Annotated in this window: 14 protein-coding genes; 8 read left to right on the plus strand and 6 right to left on the minus strand. The window is 74.2% G+C overall.

Going from position 1 to position 22,539, the window contains the following annotated elements:
* The first annotated feature begins 6 nt into the window (after nt 1–6).
* Nucleotides 7–8,199, plus strand: a complete 8,193-nt coding sequence (locus ACH4SI_RS24830; RefSeq protein ID WP_398299111.1) for an SDR family NAD(P)-dependent oxidoreductase — start codon at nt 7–9, stop codon at nt 8,197–8,199.
* On the opposite strand, the gene ACH4SI_RS24835 is transcribed toward ACH4SI_RS24830, so the two are convergent.
* Genes ACH4SI_RS24835 through rfbA form a run of 4 tightly spaced genes read right to left on the minus strand, consistent with a single transcriptional unit; the run spans nt 8,189 to nt 12,797 of the window.
* The gene (locus tag ACH4SI_RS24835; RefSeq protein WP_398299113.1) at nt 8,189–9,472 is read right to left on the minus strand and encodes a hypothetical protein; all 1,284 of its coding nucleotides are present in this window, start codon (nt 9,470–9,472) and stop codon (nt 8,189–8,191) included. The genes ACH4SI_RS24830 and ACH4SI_RS24835 overlap by 11 nt on opposite strands.
* Nucleotides 9,473–9,476: 4 nt before the next feature.
* Nucleotides 9,477–10,910: an NDP-hexose 2,3-dehydratase family protein gene (locus ACH4SI_RS24840; RefSeq protein WP_398299115.1), complete on the minus strand. Its 1,434-nt coding sequence runs from the start codon at nt 10,908–10,910 to the stop codon at nt 9,477–9,479.
* Nucleotides 10,907–11,914 carry a dTDP-glucose 4,6-dehydratase gene (rfbB, locus tag ACH4SI_RS24845; RefSeq protein WP_398299117.1) on the minus strand — a complete coding sequence of 336 codons (1,008 nt, stop codon included), beginning with the start codon at nt 11,912–11,914 and terminating at the stop codon, nt 10,907–10,909. Before rfbB ends, ACH4SI_RS24840 begins: the two co-directional genes overlap by 4 nt.
* 10 nt (nt 11,915–11,924) lie before the next feature.
* Nucleotides 11,925–12,797, minus strand: a complete 873-nt coding sequence (rfbA, locus tag ACH4SI_RS24850; RefSeq protein WP_398299119.1) for a glucose-1-phosphate thymidylyltransferase RfbA — start codon at nt 12,795–12,797, stop codon at nt 11,925–11,927.
* Nucleotides 12,798–12,976: 179 nt separating this feature from the next.
* Between rfbA and ACH4SI_RS24855 the strand changes: the two genes are divergently transcribed.
* The 7 genes from ACH4SI_RS24855 to ACH4SI_RS24885 are packed head-to-tail and all read left to right on the plus strand — an operon-like array spanning nt 12,977 to nt 20,371.
* On the plus strand, nt 12,977–14,251 hold the full coding sequence (locus ACH4SI_RS24855) for an activator-dependent family glycosyltransferase (RefSeq protein ID WP_398299121.1): 1,275 nt from the start codon (nt 12,977–12,979) through the stop codon (nt 14,249–14,251).
* Nucleotides 14,252–14,310: 59 nt separating this feature from the next.
* The gene (locus ACH4SI_RS24860) at nt 14,311–15,732 is read left to right on the plus strand and encodes an amidase (protein ID WP_398299123.1); all 1,422 of its coding nucleotides are present in this window, start codon (nt 14,311–14,313) and stop codon (nt 15,730–15,732) included.
* Nucleotides 15,733–15,742: 10 nt separating this feature from the next.
* Nucleotides 15,743–16,603, plus strand: a complete 861-nt coding sequence (locus ACH4SI_RS24865; RefSeq protein WP_398299125.1) for a phytanoyl-CoA dioxygenase family protein — start codon at nt 15,743–15,745, stop codon at nt 16,601–16,603.
* Nucleotides 16,600–17,784: a cytochrome P450 gene (locus tag ACH4SI_RS24870; RefSeq protein ID WP_398299127.1), complete on the plus strand. Its 1,185-nt coding sequence runs from the start codon at nt 16,600–16,602 to the stop codon at nt 17,782–17,784. Before ACH4SI_RS24865 ends, ACH4SI_RS24870 begins: the two co-directional genes overlap by 4 nt.
* Nucleotides 17,785–17,797: 13 nt before the next feature.
* Nucleotides 17,798–18,391 carry a dTDP-4-dehydrorhamnose 3,5-epimerase family protein gene (locus tag ACH4SI_RS24875; protein ID WP_398299129.1) on the plus strand — a complete coding sequence of 198 codons (594 nt, stop codon included), beginning with the start codon at nt 17,798–17,800 and terminating at the stop codon, nt 18,389–18,391.
* Nucleotides 18,388–19,353 (plus strand): NAD-dependent epimerase/dehydratase family protein, encoded by a 966-nt coding sequence (locus tag ACH4SI_RS24880; RefSeq protein WP_398299132.1) that lies wholly within the window; start codon nt 18,388–18,390, stop codon nt 19,351–19,353. The genes ACH4SI_RS24875 and ACH4SI_RS24880 overlap by 4 nt, the downstream gene beginning before the upstream one ends.
* Before the next feature lie 31 nt (nt 19,354–19,384).
* The gene (locus ACH4SI_RS24885) at nt 19,385–20,371 is read left to right on the plus strand and encodes an aldo/keto reductase (RefSeq protein ID WP_398299134.1); all 987 of its coding nucleotides are present in this window, start codon (nt 19,385–19,387) and stop codon (nt 20,369–20,371) included.
* Between the two features lie 99 nt (nt 20,372–20,470).
* On the opposite strand, the gene ACH4SI_RS24890 is transcribed toward ACH4SI_RS24885, so the two are convergent.
* Together ACH4SI_RS24890 and ACH4SI_RS24895 are read right to left on the minus strand one after the other, a co-directional pair.
* Nucleotides 20,471–21,247 carry a class I SAM-dependent methyltransferase gene (locus ACH4SI_RS24890; protein ID WP_398299136.1) on the minus strand — a complete coding sequence of 259 codons (777 nt, stop codon included), beginning with the start codon at nt 21,245–21,247 and terminating at the stop codon, nt 20,471–20,473.
* Nucleotides 21,248–21,302: 55 nt separating this feature from the next.
* A complete protein-coding gene (locus ACH4SI_RS24895) occupies nt 21,303–22,511 on the minus strand; it encodes a cytochrome P450 (RefSeq protein ID WP_398299138.1) in 1,209 nt (402 codons plus the stop codon).
* Between the last annotated feature and the right edge of the window lie 28 nt (nt 22,512–22,539).

The following is a 22,539-nucleotide window of genomic DNA, read 5'->3' on the forward strand; positions in this document are numbered from 1 at the left end:
CACCCCATGACCAACGAGGACAGGCTCCGCGACTACCGCGACTACCTGAAGCGGCTCACCCGCGAGCTGCAGCGCACCCGCGGACAGCTCGCCGAGGCGGACGAGCGGTCCCGCGAGCCCATCGCCATCGTCGGCATGGGCTGCCGCTACCCCGGCGGCGTGGTGTCCCCCGAGGGGCTGTGGGAACTGGTGGCCACGGGCACCGACGCGGTCTCCGCCTTCCCGGACGACCGGGGCTGGGACCGTGACGCCCTCTACCATCCGGACCCTGACCACGCGGGCACCGCGACCACCCGGGAGGGCGGCTTCCTGCACGACGCCGCCCGGTTCGACGCCGCGTTCTTCGCCATGTCGCCGCGCGAGGCGCTGGCGGCCGACCCGCAGCAGCGGCTGCTGCTGGAGACCTCCTGGGAGGCCGTCGAGCGCGCGGGGATCGACCCGCGCTCGCTGCGCGGCAGCCGCACCGGAGTCTTCACCGGCGTCATGTACCACGACTACGCGGGCAGTTCGGCCGCCGGGAGCGTGGTACCCGGCCGGGTCGCCTACTCCCTCGGCCTCGAGGGACCCGCCGTCGCCGTGGACACGGCCTGCTCGTCCTCGCTGGTGGCGCTGCATCTGGCGGGCGACGCGCTGCGCCGCGGCGAATGCGCGCTCGCGCTGGCCGGCGGGGTGACCGTGATGGCCACGCCCGAGACGTTCGTCTCGTTCAGCCGCCAGCGCGGACTCGCCCCGGACGGCCGCTGCAAATCGTTCGCGGGCGCGGCCGACGGCACGGGATGGGCGGAGGGCGTCGGCGTCCTCCTCGTGGAACGGCTCTCCGACGCCCGCCGCAACGGGCATCCGGTGCTCGCGGTGCTGCGCGGCAGCGCGGTCAACCAGGACGGCGCCAGCAACGGGCTGACCGCCCCCAGCGGCCCGTCCCAGCAGCGCGTCATCCGCGACGCCCTGCTGGCCGCCGGCCTGACCACGGCACAGGTGGACGCGGTGGAGGCGCACGGCACCGGCACCCGGCTCGGCGACCCCATCGAGGCCCAGGCGCTGCTGGCCACCTACGGCAGGGAGCGGGCGCCGGAACGGCCCCTGTGGCTGGGGTCGGTCAAGTCCAACTTCGGCCACAGCCAGGCGGCGGCAGGGGTCGCCGGGATCATCAAGATGACCATGGCCATGCAGCACGGCACGCTGCCCAGGACGCTGCACGTGGACGAACCCACCCCGCACGTGGACTGGTCGGCGGGCGAGGTACGGCTGCTCACGCGGAACGAGCCGTGGCCCGCGACCGCCGAACCGCGCCGGGCCGCCGTCTCCTCCTTCGGGGTCAGCGGCACCAACGCCCACGTCATCCTCGAGCAGCCCGAGGCACCCGAGCCCGCCCCGGAGACCGGCGCCTCGGAGACCGGCGCTCCCGGCCCCGCGCTGCGGGGCGCCGCCCTGCCCTGGGTGGTCTCGGGCCGGACCCCCGCCGCGCTGCGCGCCCAGGCCGCGCGGCTGCGCGACTGGGTCGCCGAGCGGCCCGCGCTGCGCCCCGTGGACGTGGCGTACGCGCTGGCCACCACGCGTACCGCCTTCGACTGCCGCGCGGTGGTGCTGGGCACCAACAGGGACGAACTGCTGGGCGCGCTGGGCCGGTTGGCCGACGGCGCGGAGGCGCCGGACCGGGACGGGACGGCGGTCGTCACCGGAACCGGCGTCGTCCCCGGAACCGACGTCGTCCCCGGAGCGGACGTCGTCACCGGAACGGCCTCCGGTGCCCGGGCGGCCTTCGTGCTCCCCGGTGCGTTCGGGCCCGAGGGGCGGGCCCGCGACTGGGTCCGCGCGGTGGGGGCGCTGCTGGACCGCGCCCCCGCGGTCCGGCAGCACGTCGACGCCTGCGAACGCGCGCTGGCCCCTCTGGTGGACTGGTCGCTCACCGCCGTGCTGCGCGGCGACCCGGCGGCGCCGGACCCGGAGCGCGCCGATGTCGCCGGTCCCGTGCTCTTCGCCGTGGGCGTCGCGCCGGCGGTGCTGTGGCGGGCGCACGGGGTGGCGCCCGCGGCCGTCCTCGCCGAGGACGCGCGCGCGTCGGCCGCCGCCGCGTACGTCGCCGGCGAACTGCCGCTGGAGGACGCGCTGCGGGCCGTGGTGGAGGGCCGGGAGCCGGCCCTGCCCGGCACCCGGTACGCGACGCCCGGAGCCGTGCGTGCCCTGGCCGACCAGGACGTCGGCACCTTGATCGTCATGGGCCCCCACCAACGGATCGCCGTGTCCCTGCCGGAGCCGGCGGACGGCGGGCGGGGTGCGCTCCCCGCCGTCGTCCCGGCCCTGGCCACCGGCGCCGCACCCCGTGCCGAGGACCTCCCGCACGCCTTCCCGGCCGCATTCGCCAGGGCGTACGCACACGGCTGCGTGCCCGACTGGCGGACGTACTTCGAGGGCACCGGGGCCCGCCGCGTGGACCTTCCCACCTACGCCTTCCAGCACGAGCACTACTGGGCCGCGGCCGAAGGCCCCTCCCCGGCCGGCGCCGCCCGCCTCGGGCTGCGTGCCGCCCGGCACCCGCTGCTGGGCGCGGCCGTCCCGCTCGCCGGCTCCGAGAGCCTGCTGCTCACCGGCCGTCTGTCGGCGCGGACGCATCCATGGCTCGCCGACCACGCCGTCGAGGGCACCGTGCTGCTGCCCGGCACGGCCTTCGTCGAACTGGCGCTGCACGCCGGGGAGGAGGCGGGCTGCTCCGCGCTCGAAGAACTGACGCTGGAGGCGCCGCTGGTGCTGCCCCCGGACGAGGCGGTGGCCCTTCAGGCCGTCGTCGGCGCGCCCGACGCGCACGGCCGCCGCCCGCTGACGGTGTACTCCCGCCCGGACGGCGCCGATACGGCGGACAGTGCCGATACGGCGGACGGGGCGGCCGAGCCCGCCCCGTTCCTCCGGCACGCCACCGGTCTGCTCGCCCCCGGGGCCCCCGCCCCGGCGCCGGCCGCCTGGACCTGGCCACCGCGCGACGCCACCGAGCTGAACCCCGACGACGTCTACGACCGGATGTCCGCCGCCGGTCTCCACTACGGCCCCGCGTTCCGGGGAGTCCGCGCCGTATGGCGGGATCAGGACGCGCTGTTCGCCGAGGTGGCGCTGGACGGGACCGAGGGCGACGGGGACGGCTTCGGCCTGCACCCCGCGCTGCTGGACGCCGCGCTGCACCCGCTGGCCCTGGGCCTGCCCGGCTTCGCCGACGGGGCGGACGGCGAACCGGGGCGGCCCCGGCTGCCGTTCTCCTGGCGCGAGGTGGCGCTCCACGCGTCGGGCGCCACCGTGCTGCGCGTGCGGCTGACGGCCCGGGACGGCGATGTGCGGGTGGAGGCGTACGACACCTCGGGCGCGCCCGTGGCCCTGGTCGAGTCGCTCGTCGTACGGCCGGTGCCGGAGGGCGCGCTGTCCGGCGGCGCCTCGCAGGGCATGCCGCTGTACCGGGTGGAGTGGACGCCGCTGCCCGCCGCGCCGGCCCCCGCCGACCGCCCGGCCCGGTGGGCCGTGCTCGGCTTCGACGGGTCGGGGCCCGCCGACGCGCTGCGTGCCCGGGGGATGGAGGTGGAGACGTACGAGGATCTGGCAGCGCTGACCGGACGGCCACAGGTGGTTCTGGCGTCGTGCGCCCCGCGCGCCGATGAGCCCCCCTCCCGGGATGCCACTCCCGACGGTGCCACTCCCGACGGTGCCGCCGCCGTGCGGACCGCCGCCCGCCGGGCGCTCGGCCTCGTGCAGCGGTGGCTGGCCGACGAACGGTTCACCGCGGCCCGGCTCGTCCTGGTGACCCGGGGCGCCGTCGCGGCGGGTGGCACCGCCCCGGACCCCGTCCAGGCCGCCGTGTGGGGAATGGTTCGCTCCGCACAGTCGGAGCACCCGGACCGCCTCGTCCTGCTGGATCTCGACACGGCCCGGGACGACGACGGCGCGGACCCGGCCTGGGCCGGTGCCCTGCCGGACGCGCTCGCCGCCGGGGAACCCCAACTCGCCCTGCGCGACGGACGCCCGCTGGTGCCGCGCCTCGCTCCCGCGATGCCCGGACCGCCCGACGGCGAGCACGGCTGGGACCCCGACGGCACGGTGCTGATCACCGGCGCCACCGGAACCCTGGGCGCACTGCTGGCCCGTCATCTGGTGACCCGGCACGGTGCCCGCCATCTCGTCCTGGCCGGACGCCGCGGCCGCCACGCCCCCGGCGCCGACGCGCTCGAAGCCGAACTCACGGCCGCGGGCGCGGCGGTGACCTGGGCCGCGTGCGACGTCGCCGATCGCGCCGCGCTGCGCGAGCTGCTGGCCGCCGTCCCCGCCGCGCATCCGCTGACCGCCGTCGTGCACGCGGCCGGCGTGCTCGACGACGGGGTGTTCGCCTCGATGACGCCGGAACGGCTCGATACGGTGCTGCGCCCCAAGGTGGACGCGGCGCTCGCGCTGGACGAGGAGACCCGGGGTCTCGCCCTGTCCGCGTTCGTCCTGTTCTCCTCGGTGTCCGGGGTGCTCGGCGGCCTCGCCCAGGCCAACTACGCCGCGGCGAACGCCTTCCTCGACGCGCTCGCCGAGCGGCGCGCCGCCGAGGGGCTGCCCGCCCGTTCCCTCGCCTGGGGCCTGTGGGAGCCGGGCAGCGGGATGACGTCCGGCCTCGACGCCGAGGTTCGGGACCGGATGGCGCGCTCCGGCTTCCCGCCGCTGTCCGCCGAGGACGGGCTCGCCCTCTTCGACGCGGCCGGCGGCTCGGGCGGCGCCGCGCTGGTGCCCGTACGGCTCGACCTCGGCGCACTGCGCTCCCAGGCGGCCGAGGGCGGCATCCCCCCGCTGCTACGGGGCCTGGCCGGCGCACCCGGGCGGCGGCCCGCCGCCCGTTCCCGTGCGGCGGACGCCGGTTCCGGGGCGCGCGACGCGGCGGACCGGCTGGCCGCCCTGCCCGCCGCCGAGCGCGAACGGACGCTGCTGGACCTGGTGCGTGCCGCCACCGCGCTGGTGCTGGGCTTCGACGCGGCGGACGCGGTGGAACCCCACCGGACCTTCCAGGAACTGGGCATCGGCTCGCTCAACTCGGTGGAGCTGCGCAACCGGCTGGCGGCCGACACCGGGCTGGTGCTGCCGGGCACGCTGGTCTTCGACCATCCGACGCCCGCCGAGGTGGCCGGGCATCTGCTCACCCTGCTGCCCGAGTCCGAGCCCGCCTCCGAGCCCGCCCCCGCCCCGGAGCCCGAGTCCGTGGTCGACGGTCCGGTGGCGGACGACCCGGTGGTCATCGTCTCGATGGGCTGCCGGCTGCCCGGCGGCGTGTCAGGCCCCGACGACCTGTGGCGGCTGCTCGCGGCCGGCGAGCACGTGCTGACCCCGGTCCCCGAGGAGCGCGGCTGGACGTCCTCCAGCACCTCCCGCACCGGCGGGTTCGTGGACGACACCTACGATCCCCACGTCTTCGCCACCCCGCCCGGGGAGGCCGGCACCACCGACGTACAGCGGCTGCTGCTGCGGCAGACCGTGTGGGAGGCCCTGGAGAGCGCCCGGATCGTCCCCGGCTCCCTGGCCGGCAGCCCGACCGGGGTGTACGTCGGCCTCACCCATCACGAGGACGGCGCGGGCGACACCGACGTATCCGGCGCGGTGGCCGCCGCGTTCTCCCTCGCCGGTCCCGCCGTCACGGTGAACACCGCGTGCTCCTCGTCGCTGGTGGCGCTGCACCTGGCGGCGCAGGCACTGCGGCAGGGGGAATGCACGCTGGCGCTGGCCGCCGGGGTCACGGTCCACGGCACCGAGGCCGCGTTCACCGCGTACGAACGGCGCGGCGGCACCCCCGCCGTGGCCGAAGGCGTCGCCGTCCTCGCGCTGGAGCGGCTGTCCGACGCGCGCCGCGCCGGGCACCCGGTGCTCGCCGTCCTCCGGGGCAGCGCGGTCGGCCGGGGCGCGGACGGCGGGCCCGACGCGTCCGCCCAGCGGCAGGTGATCGCCCGGGCGCTGGAGCGGGCCCGGCTGGCCCCCCACGAGGTGGACGCGGTCGAGGCGCACGGCTTCGGCACACCGGACGGCGACGCCACCGAGGTCCAGGCGCTACGGGAGGTCTACGGCCCCGGGCGGCCCGCCGAACGGCCCCTGCTCGTGGGCACGGTCAAGGAGAACATCGGGCACACCCAGGCCGCCGCCGGGGCCGCGGGCGTCGTCAAGGCGGTGCTCGCCCTGCGCCACGGAGTGCTGCCGTCGACCCCGACCTCCTACCTGGCCGCGGGCCCGGCGCCGGACCCGGTGCGCCCGCTGGGCGAAGCGGCCCCCTGGCCGCGGACCGGCGCGCCCCGCCGGATCGGGGTCTCGGCCTTCGGGCTGAGCGGCACCCACGCACATGTGGTCATCGAACAGGCTCCGGAGGACACCGGAGCCCCCGCGGCCGGTGGCGCCGGGGCGGCGCCCGCACTCCGCCCGGCGCCGCCCGTTCCGTGCGTCCTGTCGGCCGCGTCCCCCGCGGCGCTGGCGGCCCAGGCGAGCCGGCTACTCGGCCGCCTGGAGGCCGACGCCGGTCCGCAGGAGGCGGCGGACGTCGCCCGCGCCCTGGCCACCACGCGCACCGCGTTCCCCCACCGGGCGGCCTTCGTCGTCGGCGACCGGGCGGAACTGCTCGCCGCCCTCGGCGCGCTGGCCCGCGACGAGGAGCACCCGGGGGTGGTGCGGGGCACGGCCGGGGACGGCCGGATCGGGTTCCACTTCGCCGCGCACGGCGGCCGGCCGCCGATCGTCGGGCGCGCCCTGTACCGCGCCCACCGGGTGTACGCGGAGGCCCTGGACGAGGCCGCCGCCCGGCTGGACGCGCATCTGGACCGGCCGCTGCGGGACGTCGTCTGGTACGAACCCGCGCTGCTGGAGGACCCGGAGTACGGGCACCCCGCGCTCTTCGCCGTCCAGGTGGCCATGTTCCGGCTGCTCGCCCACTGGGGACTGCGCCCGGACCGGATGTCCGGGTCCGGTGCCGGGGCCCTGGCCGCCGCCCACGCGGCGGGCGTGCTCGGCCTGGACGACGCGGCGGCGCTGGTGGTGGCCCGGAGCCGGGTCGTGGGCGGCGGATCAGGGCCGGGTGGCGACGCGGCGGAGGAGTTCCGCCGGGTGGCCGAGAAGCCCGCTTACCGTACGCCCCGGGTGCCGTTGGTGTCCGCCGCCACCGGCCGGGCCGTCTCCGACGCCGAACTCGCCTCGCCCGAGTACTGGCTGCGCCGGGCGGAGGAGCCAGGGGAGGGTGCCGCACGCGGCGTGGTGCTCGAACTCGGCCCGTACGGAGCGCATCTGGCGGGACATGAGCCGGACGCCGGAGTGCCCCGGGACCGCGCCCTGGCCGAGGCCGTCGGCCGGGCGCAGGTGAGCGGCGCGGCGGTCGACTGGAACGCGGTGTTCGGCGGTCTGCCGGCCCGCCCGGTGGACCTGCCGACGTACGCGTTCCAGCGGCACCGCCCCCCGCGCCCCGCGCCCGACCCGGCGCACGCCTTCTGGGACCAGGTGGCCCGTGGCGACCTGGACGGCGTGAGCGGCACGCTCGGGCTGCGCGGTGACGAGCCGCTGAGCGACGTACTGCCCGCGCTGGCCGCATGGCGGCAGCGGCACGACGCGCCCTCCGCAGGCGGCTGGGAGGCGCGGGCGGAGGCGGGCGCGCCCGAGCTGTCCGGTACCTGGCTCGTCGTCCTGCCGTCGGGTCGCCGCGATCCCGGCTCCGCTCCCGCGCCGGACGCCGTGGACGACGTGTGCGATCCGCTGCTCGGCGCGCTGCTGCGGTACGGCGCCCAGGTGCTGGCCTTCCCCTTGGACCAGGGCGCCACCGAGGGGGCCGTCGCCCGTCGGCTGCGCACGCTGCTCGACGGCCGGGGCCCGGTCACCGGCGTGCTGTCGGCCCTGGCCACCGTGTCCGCCGCGCCCGTGGCGTCCACCCGGACGCTGCTGCGCGTCCTCGCGGACGCCGCCGTGGACGCCCCGGTGTGGTGCCTGACGCGGGGCGCGGTGGCGGTCGGGGGCGGCCCGGGGGGCCCGCCGGGCCCGGGGCAGGCCGAGCTGTGGCGCCCGGACCGCCGGTTCGCCCGCGACCACCCGTACCCCTGGGGCGGCCTGGTGGACCTGCCGCCCGTCTTCGACGAGCGGGCGCGGGAACGGCTGTGCGCGGTGCTGGCCGGCGGACCGTCGGGGACCGGCGCCGCAATCCGCCCGTCCGGCGTCTTCGTCAGGCGATGAGGCCGAGCAGATGGCCGCGTACCGCCTCGCGGATGGCGGCCATCTGCCCGGCGGTGAAGTGCAGTCGGCTGTAGGGGAATTCGATGTCCAGCCGCCCGAGCACGGTGAGCACGGACACCACCAGCGGCCCCTCCCCGGCCTGGGGGAAGGACTTGTCGCCCAGCGCGAAGCACCGCAGGTCGGTGATTTCCAGGCCGTCCGGCACCTCCGGCACGGGCACCTGGCCGAGGTTGGTCGTCACCAGGCCGGCCCGCAGCAGCGACGGATCCATGAGCACCTGCGGCGCCGCGAGGATCTCCCGGGCCAGATCGCCGCGGTCGATGGCGGCCCGGAGGTTGCCGATCACCTCGCGGCCCAGCGACACCGGGTCGGCGCCGTCCGGCACGTCCAGGATGTCGAAGAAGAGGGACGCGGCCGGGATCATGACCTCGGGGTCCACCGGCGGGTCCAGCCGGCCGCGCAGATCCACCGGCGACATGCTGCTCAGCCGCAGCGTCTCCGTGCCCGTCGCCAGTTGCTCCCGGATCGCCAGGAGCAGGGACCCGACCACCAGGCCGTGGACCGACACCCCGACGGCCCTGGCGTGGCCGACCAGCCGGGCCGTCTGCTCGGCGTCCAGCCGCACCCGGGCGGCGTCCAGCGGCAGTTCCCCCTCCGGCAGGCTCTGGTCCGCGGCCGCGAAGGGCAGGCTCGCCATGGGCGCGAGGCGCATCCGTTCCCGGCGTCCCGCGACATAGGCGGCCAGTTCCTCGGGGGAGTGCGGCGCGAGCCGGGCGGACAGCGGCGCGGGCAGGGCGTCCTGGGCGGGCTCCGGGAGGGTGAACGTGCCGGCGGCGGCCGCGGTGTACGCGCGCCACACCGCATGGCATACGGCGAGGGCGCTCTGCCCGTCGGTGATGGCGTGGTCCACGCTCAGGACGAACGTGTCCTCATCCTCGCCCGCGCCGTCTCCCCCGCGCAGCAGCGTGGCCCTGACCAGCGGGCCGCCGGGCGGCAGCGGGGTGTTCAGCTCCTCGGTGAGGGCCCGCGGGCCGCCCGGCCGCACCTGGAGTTCCGGGAGGCCGGACGTCAGCGGCCGGAAGGCGAACTCCACCGGCCCGTCCTGCTCGATCCCGCAGCGCAGGGAGGGGATGCGGGCCACCGTGGCGTCGAACGCCTGGGCCAGCGGTTTGTCCTCGACCCCGCCGCGGACGGTGCAGATGACCGTGACCCGGCTCCTGTTGTCCGCGAGGTGCACCATTTCTTCCACGGCCAGCTTGCGGTCCCCGCTCACGTGTTCACACGCCTTTCTCATCGGTGGTCCTTCGGTCCTCGGGGCCGCACACGCTCTGCAGACAGGCGATGAGGGTGCGGGCCTCGACGTTGACGTAGCCGCCGTGCCGCAGCAGCCCGAGGAGTTCGCCCAGCGGGATCCACTGGGTGCACGGCGTGCCGTACGGGCCGTCGTGACGGGCGTCGTACGGGCCGCCGTGGGCGTCCGCCTCCACGATCAGGTAGCGGCTGCGGGCGTGGCGGAACCGTCCGCCCTCCTCGGAGAGCACGGTGTCGTACAGCACGCGGTCGGCGGGGGTGGCCAGCACCTCGTCCAGCAGCGGGGGCCGCGCCTCGGCGGGCAGGTGGGCGTAGTTCCCCGGGGTGCACTGCACGGTGGGGCCGATCTCCAGGCCGGTGGCGCAGCCCGGCTCCGCGCGCAGGCTCGCCAGCACGTACCGGACGCCCCCGGCGCGCCTGGTCACCAGCGCCGAGACGCCCTGGCCGTGCGGTTGCAGGAGCGGCTGGACCCAGCCGCCGCGCACCTCCCGGCCCCCGGTGCGCACGTCCACGGCGACGATGCTGAAGAAGGCGCCGTCCTCACGGGAAATGCTGTCCGGGCCGCGCCGCCACCCGGGCAGTCCGGCCAGCGGCACTCGTTCGGCGGTCAGCCGCTCCAGGCTGCGGGCCTCGGTGAGATGGCTCAGCAGCGCCGTGCCCGGTTCCCGGCTGCCCTCGGGGGGCGTTCCGGCGAACGGGTAGGGCAGACAGGCCAGGACGGAGCGGGCGTCCATGTTCACCAGGTCTTCGACGGCCAGCAGGTGGTGCAGCTGGCCGAGCGGCACCCAGCGGAAGCCGTCGCGGACCTCGATGTCCCCGGTGACCTCGACCACCATGTTGCGGTTGCGCTTGCGGTAGAACCAGCTGCCCTGTTCGGACTGGAGGACGTCCGCCAGCACCCGGCGCCGGTCGGGGTCCAGGCGCAGGAACCGCTCCACGTAGGGGACGGAACCCCCCTGGTGCACCCGGGTGTAGTTGCTCAGGGTGGCCTGCACCGTGGGGCACAGCTGGATGCCGTCGTGGTTGCCCGGCTCCATCTTCGCCTGCATCAGGAAGTGCAGGACGCCGTCGAACTCCTTGGCCAGGATGCCGAGGATGCCGGTCTCGGGCTGGTGGACGATCGGCTGGGACCACCGCGGTACGGGGGCGCCGGGCCGGTGCGCGGACAGGCCCTCGACGGAGAAGAACCGGCCGCTGTCGTGGACGAGGTTCCCGGTGCCGGGGGCGAAGCCCCAGGAGCGCAGGTCCTCGAACGGGATCCGCTCCACCCGCGAGTCGTCGGCCGCGCGGGCCTCCTCCCACCAGCGGTGGAATCCCGCGAGCGGGGCGGTGGGCGTCTCCAGCGCGGCGGCCGAGCGGGCGATACGGGCGGCCACCGGCGGCGTGGTGTGCGCGGTCACGCGCCCTCACGCTCCCCGGTCCGGGCCGCTGCGGCCTTCAGCGGCTCCCACCAGTCCCGGTGGTCGGCGTACCACCGCACCGTTCCGGCGAGCCCGTCCTCGAACCGGACGCGGGGCGCGTACCCCAGCTCGGCCGAGATCTTGTCGTGGGCCAGCGAGTAGCGGCGGTCGTGGGCCTTGCGGTCGGCGACGGGCTCGATCATCGACGGGTCGTGCCCGAGCAGTTCCAGCAGCCGGGCCACCAGGTCCCGGTTGGCCAGCTCGGTGCCGCCGCCGATGTGGTAGACCTCGCCCGGCTGCCCCTTCTGCGCGACCAGGGCGAGCCCCTGGCAGTGGTCGTCGACGTGCAGCCAGTCCCGCACATGGCGCCCGTCCCCGTAGAGCGGCACCTTCCGGCCGTCCAGCAGGTGGGTGACGAACAGCGGGACGGCCTTCTCGGGGAACTGGTACGGGCCGTAGTTGTTGGAGCAGCGGGTGACGCACACCGGCAGGCCATGGGTGCGGTGGAAGGCCAGCGCCAGCAGATCGGAGGACGCCTTGGACGCGGCGTACGGCGAATTCGGCCGCAGCGGCTGGTCCTCGCGCCAGGAGCCGCGGTCGATGGAGCCGTACACCTCATCGGTGGAGACGTGGACGAACTTCCCCACCCCGGCGGCGGCCGCGGCCTCCAGCAGGGTCTGCGTGCCCAGCACATTGGTGCGTACGAAGTCGGCCGCACCGGCGATGGAGCGGTCCACATGGGACTCGGCGGCGAAGTGGACGACCAGGTCGGTACCGCGCATCAGCCCCGCCACGAGCGGCGCGTCACAGATGTCGCCCCGGACGACGTCGAGCGCGGGGCGGCCGGCGACCGGTGCCAGATTCTCCGCGCGGCCCGCGTAGGTGAACTTGTCGAGGACGACCACCTCGGCCGCCCCGGCGAGGAACGGATAGCGGCCGTCCAGCGCTGATCTGACGAAATGCGAGCCGATGAAACCTGCCCCGCCCGTTATCAGCACGCGCATATGGTTCGCCTCATATCTCAGGGGACGCGATGTTCCTCAGGTACGCGCCGTAGTCGGAGGAGCCGAACTCGAGCCCGAGTTCGTAGCAGGCGGCCGCGTCGATGAAGTTCATGCGGAACGCGATCTCTTCCAGACAGGCGATGCGCACCCCCTGCCGCTGCTCCAGAACCTGTACGTACTGGCCCGCCTGGAGAAGTGAATCGTGGGTTCCGGTGTCGAGCCACGCGAAACCGCGCCCCAGATTCACCAGCCGGGCCTTTCCGCGGCGGAGATAGACTTTGTTGATGTCGGTGATCTCCAGTTCGCCGCGCGCCGAAGGACGCAGCTCCCCGGCGATGTCCACGACGTCGTTGTCGTAGAAGTACAGACCGGTGATCGCCAGATTGGACCGCGGGTTCACCGGCTTTTCGACGATGTCGACAAGCTGTCCCGCGGCGTCCACCTCCCCGACGCCGTAGCGCTCCGGGTCCTTCACGGGATATCCGAAGAGGACGCAGCCGTCGACCTCGCGGCTGTGGCGCATCAGCACGGAGGAGAAACTGGGGCCGTGGAAGATGTTGTCGCCGAGGACGAGCGCGACATCGTCGTCGCCGATGTGTTTGGCGCCGATGAGCAGGGCCTCGGCAATACCGCCGGCCTCCGGCTGGCCGGCGTAGTCGATGTTCATTCCCAGCCGTTTTCCGTCACCGAGCAGTGCGCGGTACAGCTCCAACTGGCCCGGCGTCGAAATCACCAGGACGTCCCGGATTCCCGCCAGCATGAGAACGGAAAGCGGGTAGTAGACCATCGGCTTGTTGTAGATGGGAAGCAGCTGCTTGGACACGGCATGGGTGAGTGGCCGCAGCCGCGTGCCGTGTCCCCCGGCGAGCACGATTCCTTTCATTGCGGGAAAGCTACCAACGCCCGTGCGCCAAAAGGGAGTACAGCCTGGTATATCTAGGGGGTCGAGGGCTGCTTAGGGGGTGGCCAAGGGCGCTGGTTAGGGGTTGATGAAGCCTTGCCGGGCCCCTTGACTTGGCCGTACGGCGCAGCGCTCTTCGACCAGGGGGAAGACGAGAATCGATGCGTATTCTGATCGTCACGTACGCGGAGAAGACGCACTACCTGCATATGGTCTCCATGGGGTGGGCGCTGGCCGCCGCCGGCCATGAGGTCCGGGTCGCCAGCCAGCCCGCGCTGACGGACGCGATCACCGCATCGGGGCTGACGGCCGTGCCGGTGGGCACGGACCACGTGCTGCTGGAGACCGCCCAGGAAGTGGCCCGGACGAACCCGCAGGCGTTCTCCCGCGGCCCGTCCTACGGCGGTCTGGAGTGGCCGGAGACCACCTGGGAACGCGAGCTGGGCATCAACCAGGCGATGGTGCCGTACTACCTGGCCATCGCCAACAACCCCGAATTCGTCGACGGACTGGTGGACTTCGCCCGGTCCTGGCGCCCGGAGCTGGTGCTCTGGGAGCAGATGAGCTACGCGGGCGCCGTGGCGGCCCGCTCCGTCGGAGCCGCCCACGGGCGGATGCTGTGGGGGCCGGACTTCCTGGGCCGCTCGCGCGAGATCTTCCGGGAGCTGCGCGACCAGCAGCCCGAGGACCAGCGGGCGGACCCGCTGGGCGAGTGGCAGGCCAGGCAGCTGGAGCGGCACGGTCTGCCGTTCGACGAGGAGGCGGTGACCGGGCAGTTCACCGTCGACCCGTCCCCGGCCAGCGCCCGGCTCGGCCTGCGGCTGCACACCGTGCCGGTGCGCTACGTGCCCTACAACGGGGCGGCCGTGGTGCCGGACTGGCTGCGGGAGCCGCCCGCCCGCCCCCGGGTGTGCGTCACCATGGGCCTGTCCCGGCGCCAGTACTCCGGGCACGACCGGTTCCCCGTCGAGAACCTCAAGGCCTTCGCCGGTCTGGACATCGAGGTCGTCACGACCCTCATCCCGGGCCCGGACGAGGACCTGTCGGAGGTCCCGGCCAACGTCCGGGTGGTCGACTTCGTCCCCATGCACGCCGTGCTGCCCACGTGCGACGCGGTCGTCCACTACGGCGGCAGCGGCACCTGGATGGGCGCGATGCTGAACGGCGTGCCGCAACTGCTCGTCCCGGAGACGGGGGACACGTTCATCAAGGCCGAGCACCTGGAGCGGTACGGCTTCGGGCTGCCCGTGCCCGCCCCCGAGGCCACCGGCGAGGCGCTGCGGCACGCGCTGACCCGGCTGCTGGACGAACCCTCGTTCCGCGAGGCGGCCCAGCGGATGCGCGACGAGGTGCTGAGCGCGCCCTCCCCGGGCGAGCTGGTGCCGACGCTGGAGAAGCTGACCGCCGAGTACCGCACCGCGCAGCCGGCCGGCTGAGCCCGCCGGCGCCCCGGGCCCGTGCGAGCGGCAGCAGGAACGAGGACCACGGAGACCCTATGGACAGCGACATCTGGCAGTTGAGCGCATCCGCGTTGGCGGCGGCGGTCGCCCGGGGCGAGTTCGGCGCCGCCGAGGCGGTGGAGAGCCACCTGGAGCGGATCGACGCGGTCAATCCGCGGGTCAACGCCGTGACCACGGTCATGGCCGACCGGGCCAGGGCCGCCGCGAAGGACATCGACGCCCGCCGCACGGCGGGCGAGCCGGTGGGCCCGCTGGCCGGGGTGCCGTTCACGGTCAAGGACAACATCCACGTCGAGGGCATGGCCACCCATCAGGGCATCCCCGAGCTGAAGGTGCTGGTGGCCGCCGAGGACGCGCCCCCGGTGCGGCGGCTGTGCGCGGCCGGGGCGATCCCGGTCGGGCGCACCAACATGCCCGACATGGGGATGCGCGGCATGCACACCCGCAGCGGCACCCACGGCGACACGGTCAACCTGTGGGATCCGGCGCTGACGCCGGGCGGCACCAGCGGCGGCGACGCCGTCGCGGTCGCCTCCGGCATGGCGCCGCTGGCGCTGGCCAACGACTGGGAGGGCTCGATCCGGATCCCCGCGGTGTTCAGCGGGATCACGGGACTGCGACCGAGCTACGGGCGGTACGCCTCCGACAATCGTCTGATGGGCCGCGAACCGGGCCTCGGCACCCAGCTGTTCCCGGTGGACGGGCCGATGGCCCGCTCCGTCGCGGACCTGCGGATCCTGCACGAGCTGCTGTCCGGTGCCGACCCGCGCGACCCGCGCGCGGTCCCCGCCCCCGCCGCCGGGCCGCCGCTGCCCGGGCCGATCCGGGTCGGGGTCGCGGCCGACCCCGGCGGGCTCGGCGTCGACCCGCTGGTGCGGGCGGCCGTCGAGGCCGCGGCCGGTGCGCTGGAGGACGCCGGGTACCAGGTGGAAGAGGTGGAGGTCCCGGCGCTCGAAGAGGGGTTGCGGGCGTACGCGCGGCTGATGATGACCGAGTACAGCCTGGGCTGGGAGGCGCTGAAGCCACTGATGCCCGAGGACGGCCACCGGTTCCTGGAGATGTCCATGGAACGCAACCCGCCCGTCGGGCTGGCCGACTACGTCAAGCTCACCGGGGAGCGGATGGGCGTCCAGCGTGCCTGGGCCGCGTTCCTCGACCGCTGTCCGCTGCTGCTCGGCCCGGTCTTCACCGAGCAGCCGGTCGAACCCGGCCTGGAATCGCGCGACGCGGCCGGGCTGGAGCGGGTGATGACGGCGATGCGGCTGTGTTCCGTATCGACGTTCGCCGGGCTGCCCGCCGTGGCGGTGCCCACCGGGACGGCCGGGGGCCTGCCCCAGGGCGTGCAGCTCATCGGCCGGCCGTTCCGCGAGGACCTGTGTCTCGACGCCGCCCACGCGGTGGAGGAGCGGCTGGGCACGCTGACCCCCGTCGACCCGCGCCGGAACCGCAGCAACTGAAGGGTGCACTGTGCAGAACACGCTCACTCGCCTGAACCCCGACGCGTCCGTGGACACGGTCTGTGAGGTCCTGGAACGCGACGGCGGGGTGATCATCGAGAACCTGGTCGACGAGGAGACGCTGAAGGGACTCTGGGAGGACCTCAATCCCGCCCTGGAGAACTGGGACTACGGCGCCGACGACTTCTCCGGGCACCGCACCAAGCGGCTGTCGTCGCTGTTCGCCCGCACCGAGCATGTCGCGACGGTCGCGCTCAAGGAGCAGTTCCTCGGCGCGGCGCGTCGCCTCATCGAGCGGCCGGTGCCGGTGTGGATGGGCGGGCGGCGCGTGGAGCTGGCCCCCAACGTGCAGATCAGCGCCACCCAGGTGATCCAGATCTGGCCGGGGGAGGGCGCCCAGTGGCTGCACCGCGACGACATGTCGCATCTGCGCGTCTACCCCGGGCCCATCGGCCGCGTCCAGCTGATGCTGGCCATGAGCGACTTCACCGCCGAGAACGGCGGCACCCTCGTCATCCCCGGCAGCCACACGCTGGGTGACGAGGAACCGCCCGCCAAGGACCGGGCCGTCTCCACCGAGATGCCGGCCGGGTCGTGTCTGATCTGGCTGGGCGGCACCTACCACGCCGGCGGCCCCAACCAGTCCGACGCCCCGCGCACCGGACTGACCATCTCCATGATCGCGGGCAATATGCGGCAGGAGGAGAACCAGTACCTCGCGGTGCCCCGGGAGAAGGTGCTCGCGTACCCCGAGGAGGTGCGGCGGCTGCTCGGCTACGACACCTGCCCCCCGTTCCTCGGCTGGTACGAGTCGGCCGACCCGCATCTGGTCCTCCAGCAGGACACCGAGCCGGCGGAGGGGGAGCGGTGACGGAGCTGCTGCCGATTCCCGGAGCGCAGCCGCGCGGCTGTCCGTTCGACCCGCCGGACGACTACCGGCGGGCGCAGCAGGACGGCGGGCCGTTCCGCGTCGCCCTGCAGCAGGGGCGCGAGGGGCGACTGCTGACCCGCTACAAGGACGTCAGAAAAGCCCTCAAGGACGGGCGGTTCAGCTCGTCGCTGCATGTGCTGCCGCCGGTCATCGACGGCCAGAGCCCGCCCGGGTGGATCTTCGGCATGGACCCGCCGGAGCACACCCGCTACCGCCGGCTGCTGGCCGACATGTTCTCCGTGCGCAGGATGCGGCGGTTCGAGCCCCGGGTGGAGCGCATCGTCGTGGAGCGCCTGGAGGAGATCCGCTCGGCCGGCGGCCCGGCCGACCTGATGAGCCGCTTCGCCTGGCCGATCTCCGCCCGGGTCTCCTGCGACCTGCTCGGCACCACCCTGGACGACCAGGAGCAGTTCGAGCGGCAGGTGGCCGGTCTGGTCGGGGCCGACGTCACCCCCGAGGACTTCGTCGCCACGTATCGGGCCATGTGGTTCCACATGCTCGACCTGGTGCGGGACAAGCGCGGCCGGCCCGGCGACGACGTGCTCAGCGAACTCCTCGCCGTCGAGGACGACCAGGGCCCGCTCGGCGACGAGGAGGCCGCCTCGATCGGGCTGCAACTGCGCATCGCGGGCAAGGACCTGGTCGCGCACGCCATCGGCCTGGGCATCTTCGCCCTGCTGCGCGCACCGGACCAGTTCGACCTGCTGCGCAAGGAGCCCCACCGGATCGACAACGCGGTGGAGGAGCTGCTGCGCTATCTGCCCATCAACAACATGGGCTCGGTCCGCAAGGCCACCGTGGACGCGTCGGCCGGGGACCAGCGGATCGCCGAGGGGGACGTGATCGTCGCCTCCCTGACCGCCGCCAACCGGGACGAACGCGCCTTCCCCGAGCCCGACCGGCTCGATGTGAACCGGGCCAACGCCATCCAGCACATCGCGTTCGGCCACGGCGCGCACCGCTGCCTCGGACAGCATCAGGCACGGCTGATGATCGCGGTCTCCCTGCGGGAGCTGCTGCGCCACTTCCCGCAGATGCGGCTGGCGGTCCCGGCGGAGGACGTGCCGCCGTTCGAGGACACCGCCTTCTACGGCATCGCCGAACTGCCCGTGACCTGGTGAGCGGAGGGCGCGCATGAAGATTCGCGAGCTGGCGGTGGCGGGCGCGTACCGGATCACCCCGGAGGTCCACCACGACGAACGCGGCACGTTCGTGGCCCCCTACACGCGAGAGGCGTTCACCGCGGCGACCGGACGTGCGCTGCCGCTGGGCCAGAGCCACCACAGCGTGTCCCGGCAGGGCACCGTCCGCGGGCTGCACTTCGCCGACGTACCGCCGGGGCAGGCCAAGCTGGTCTGCGTCACCAGCGGCGAGATCCTGGACGTGGTGGTGGACCTGCGCACCGGGTCGCCCACCTTCGGGCACTGGGACAGCCTGCGGCTGAACGCCGTCGACTACGAGGCGGTGTACCTGGAGGAGGGGCTCGGGCACGCCTTCGTGGCACTGCGGGACGACACCGTCACCGCCTACCTCAACTCCACCGAGTACAACCCGGCCGTCGAGCGCGAGATCGACCCGTTCGACCCCGCGCTCGGCCTGCCCTGGCCCGACGGCCTGGACTTCCTGGTCTCCGCGCGGGACCGCGCGGCGCCGTCGCTCGCCGAGGCGGAACGCACCGGCCTGCTGCCCTCGTACGAGGCGTGTCTCGCCCTGCGGGAGCGCCGATGAGCGACAGCGGTTCCGGCGGGCCGCCACCTCGCACCGTCGTGGTCCTGGGCGGCGCCGGGTTCCTGGGGCGGCGCGTCTGCCGGGCCTTCGGCGCGCTCCCCGGCCACCGGGTGCTCGCCGTCACCAGACGGCCCGCCGCACCCGTCGCCGGGGCGCGGACGGTGGTGCTGGACGCGCTCACCGGCCCGGTCGGCGCCCTCCACGAGGTGGTGGCCGACGCCGACGTGGTGGTCAACGCGGCGGGCGACACCTGGGAGGGCACCGAGGACCAGATGACGGCCTCGCACATCCCCCTGCTGGAACGCCTGTTGCGGGCCCTGGACGCCGCCCCGGCACGCCCGCGCCTGGTGCAGATCGGCTCGGTGCACGAGTACGGCCGGGTCCCGCCCGGGACGGTCGTCCGCGAGGAGCACCCGACCGTACCGGCCACCCAGTACGGGCGTACGAAGCTGGCCGGCACCCGGATGGTGCTGGAGGCGACGGCCGCGGGCGCGGCGGACGGCTGTGTGCTGCGGATCTCCAACATGTGCGGGCCCGGCTCCCCGCGCCGCAGCTTCCTCGGCGGGCTGGCGCTGCGGCTGCGGAAGTCCGCGGCGTCGGGCACCCGCCTCAGCCTTCCGGTGGTGGACGAGCGGCGGGACTTCGTCGACGTGGACGACGTGGCCTCGGCCGTCGTCGCGGCGGCCGGAGCGCCCGTCTCCGGGCGGCTGATCAACATCGGGCAGGGGGCCGCGACCGGCATGCGCGAGCTGGCCTGGCTGCTGGTCACCGTCTCCGGACTCCCCGCCCACCTGGTCGATGAGGAGACCGTCCCGGCGAGCGGCGACGGAAGCTGGATCCGGCTGGACACCACGCTCGCCGGCACCCTCCTGGGCTGGTCGCCGCGCACGTCCCTGAAGGATTCGCTCCGGGGGCTGTGGGAAGCGTCGCTCCAGGAGGACAACTGGCCGGTCCGGCTCTGAGCGAAGGACACCAAGGACACAGGGGACGACGATGCACTACACCTACCTCGGACGCACGGCCCTGAAGGTCAGTCCGGTCTGCCTGGGCACCCTGAACCTCGGCGTCAGGGCAAGTGACCAGGAGAGCCACGCGATTCTGGACACCGCGCTCGACCGCGGGATCAACTTCGTGGACACCGCCAACCAGTACGGCTGGCAGAAGCACAAGGGCTTCACCGAGGAATTCCTCGGCTCCTGGTTCGCGCGGGGCGGCGGGCGCCGGGAGAAGACCGTCCTCGGGACCAAGGTCTTCAACCCCATGAGCGACTGGCCCAACGACTCCGGCCTGTCCGCCCGGCACATCATCGCCTCCTGCGAGGACTCGCTGCGGCGGATGGGCACCGACTGGATCGATCTGTTCCAGATGCACCACGTCGATCTGCACGCCCCGTGGGACGAGGTGTGGCAGGCCATGGAGACCCTCACCCAGCAGGGCAAGGTGCGCTACGTCGGCTCCTCCAACTTCGCCGGCTGGCACATCTCCGAGGCCCAGGAGGCCGCCGCCCGCCGGCACTTCCTCGGCATCGTCTCCGAGCAGAGCGTCTACAACCTCGTCACCCGCCACGTCGAGCTGGAGGTCATCCCGGCCTGCCGGCGGTACGGGGTCGCCGTGCTGCCGTGGTCCCCGCTCCACGGCGGGCTGCTCAGCGGCATCCTGCGCAAGCTGTCCGACGGTACGGCGATGAAGAGCTCCCAGGGCCGCGCCGCGCAGGCCCTGGAGGGGCACCGCGAGGCCATCACCGGCTACGAGAAGCTCTGCGCCGACCTCGGCGCCGACCCGGCCGAGGTCGGCCTCGCCTGGGTGATGTCCCGCCCCGGAGTCACCGCCCCGGTGATCGGCCCCCGCAGCCTGGACCAGCTCGAAGGCGCCCTGCGCGCCCTGGAGCTGGAACTCGACGAGGAGACGCTGAACCGGCTCGACACGCTGTTCCCGCCGATCGGCAACGGCGGCCCGGGGCCGGAGGCATGGGCCTGGTGAGCCTCCTGTTGAGCCTTCTGTGACCGAGCCCTGAGAACCCGGGCCACGAAAGCAGCGGGGCCCGCCGGAGAACCGGCGGGCCCCGCTGCTCTCAGCAGGTCAGCCCTCGCCCCACTCCAGGTAGATGATGGGCGACTCGCGGTGCGGAAGCTGCCGCAGCTTCGCGTTGCCGAGGTTGGTGAAATCGCTCAGCGCCTTCGTCTCCCCGGGCCACTTCGGGTGGGCCAGCTCGTCGAAGGCCAGGATGCTGCCCTTGACCAGATGGGGCCGTACGACGTCCAGCAGATCCCGGGTCGGCCCGTACAGATCGAGGTCGAAGTAGGCCAGCGAGATGATCGTCTCCGGGTTCTCCTCCAGGTACTTCGGGACGGTCTCGCGCACGTCCCCCTGCACCACGAAGCTGCGCTGCGTGTGGCCGAACGGCTCGTTGGCCTCGTGCGCGGCCAGTACCTCGCGCAGGTGGTCCACCTCGTCCTCGGGCACCGCGAACCGGCCGGGCGTGGCGCTGGGCGTCGCCTTGTCGATGTCCTCGACGTCCGGGAAGCCGGTGAAGGTGTCGAAGCCGATGACCCGGCGCAGCGAGTTGTACGGCTCGTAGATGGAGCGCAGGGCGGTGAACGAGGCGAGGTGGCGGCCGTGCAGCACCCCGAACTCCATGATCACGCCCGGGACGTCGAGGACCTTCCGGTACAGGGCGTCCATCGCCAGCAGATCGGCGAGCTGAGGGCGGCGCAGATAGACGGGCAGGTTGTCGATCAGGTACTCGGGCGGGATCGGCGTCTCCGCCAGCAGCTTGGTCAGCCGCAGACGTGAGTCGCGCTCTCCCGGCGACTCGTGCGGCACGGTGTGCGGGTCCCGGTAGGAGCTGTCGGTCATTGTCCCTCTCTCGTCGGCCATCGGGGGAGTCCCCGTACTGCGGTCGGTGGTGTCGTCAGGCCAGGTGCACCGGAAGCCGCTGCATCCCGATCAGGAAGCGCGGCGCGATCTCCTCGTACGGCACGGCGAGCCGCAGTCCGGGGAACCGTGCGAACAGGGCGGTCAGGGCGATCTCCGTCTGGGCCAGCGCCAGCGAGGCGCCCGGGCAGAAGTGGGGGCCGTGGCTGAACCCCAGATGCGGGTTGGGCGTGCGCGTCACGTCGAGCCCGCCCGGGTCCGGGAACTGGTCCGCGTCGTGGTTGGCGGCGGCCAGCACCACCAGGACCCCCTCGCCGGTCTTCACCGGGTGCCCCTCCACCTCCACCGGTTCGGTGGCGAACCGGCGGAAGGCGTGCTTGACGGGGGTGGCGTACCGCATCACCTCCGGGAGCGCGGTGCGCCAGCGGGCCGGGTCCGCGCGCACCAGCTCCAGCTCCCCGGGGTGGGCCAGCAGCACACAGACACTGAGCGAGATGAACTGGCGCACCGAGTCGTGTCCGGCCTGGATCACCAGCATGGCCAGGGCCAGCAGTTCGGTGTCGGTCAGCTGCTCCGCGTCCTCGTCGTGCCTGCGCACCAGCTCGGAGAGGAGGTCGTCGCCCGGCTGCTCGCGCCGCTTGCCGATCTGCTCGCGCATCACCGCCACCATGCCGCGCAGCGCGGGGCCCACCTGCTCGGGGGTGGCCGGGCTGCTGCCGCTGAACGTCCGGGCCGAGTCCAGCCAGCGGGTCCGGTCCTCCTCCGGTACGCCCAGCAGTTCGCCGATCACCGCGAGCGGCAGCGGATCCGCGAGCCGCGCGATCAGATCCACCTCGGTGCCCGGGGCCAGCCCGTCCAGCAGCCCGTCCACCAGCCGCTCGATCCGGGGGCGCAGGGCGCGCACCCGCTTGGCGGAGAACGCCTGCGTCACCAGGGGGCGGACCCGGTTGTGGGCCTCGGTGTCCATGGACAGCAGGGTGGAGGACATCAGCGGTGCCAGGTCCTCGGGCACGCCCTGGCCCAGCAGCCCGCGGATGTGCGAATCGCCGGGCGGGCGGCTGGTGAAGCGCGGGTCCGACAGCACCTCGCGGGCGGTCTCGTACCGGGTGACCACCAGCGCCGGGGAGCCGTCCAGGGACCGGCCGGGACAGGCCGGTCGGGGCGCGTCGTGCCACCGGGCGGCGGCGGCCGGGTCCGTGATGAACGCGAGGTCGGACAGGTCGTACTCGATTCCGGATTCCGTCATGAGCTGGCCTTTCGTGCAAGGGTGCGGG

Source organism: Streptomyces sp. NPDC021212 (assembly GCF_044332925.1).
Classification (GTDB): domain Bacteria; phylum Actinomycetota; class Actinomycetes; order Streptomycetales; family Streptomycetaceae; genus Streptomyces.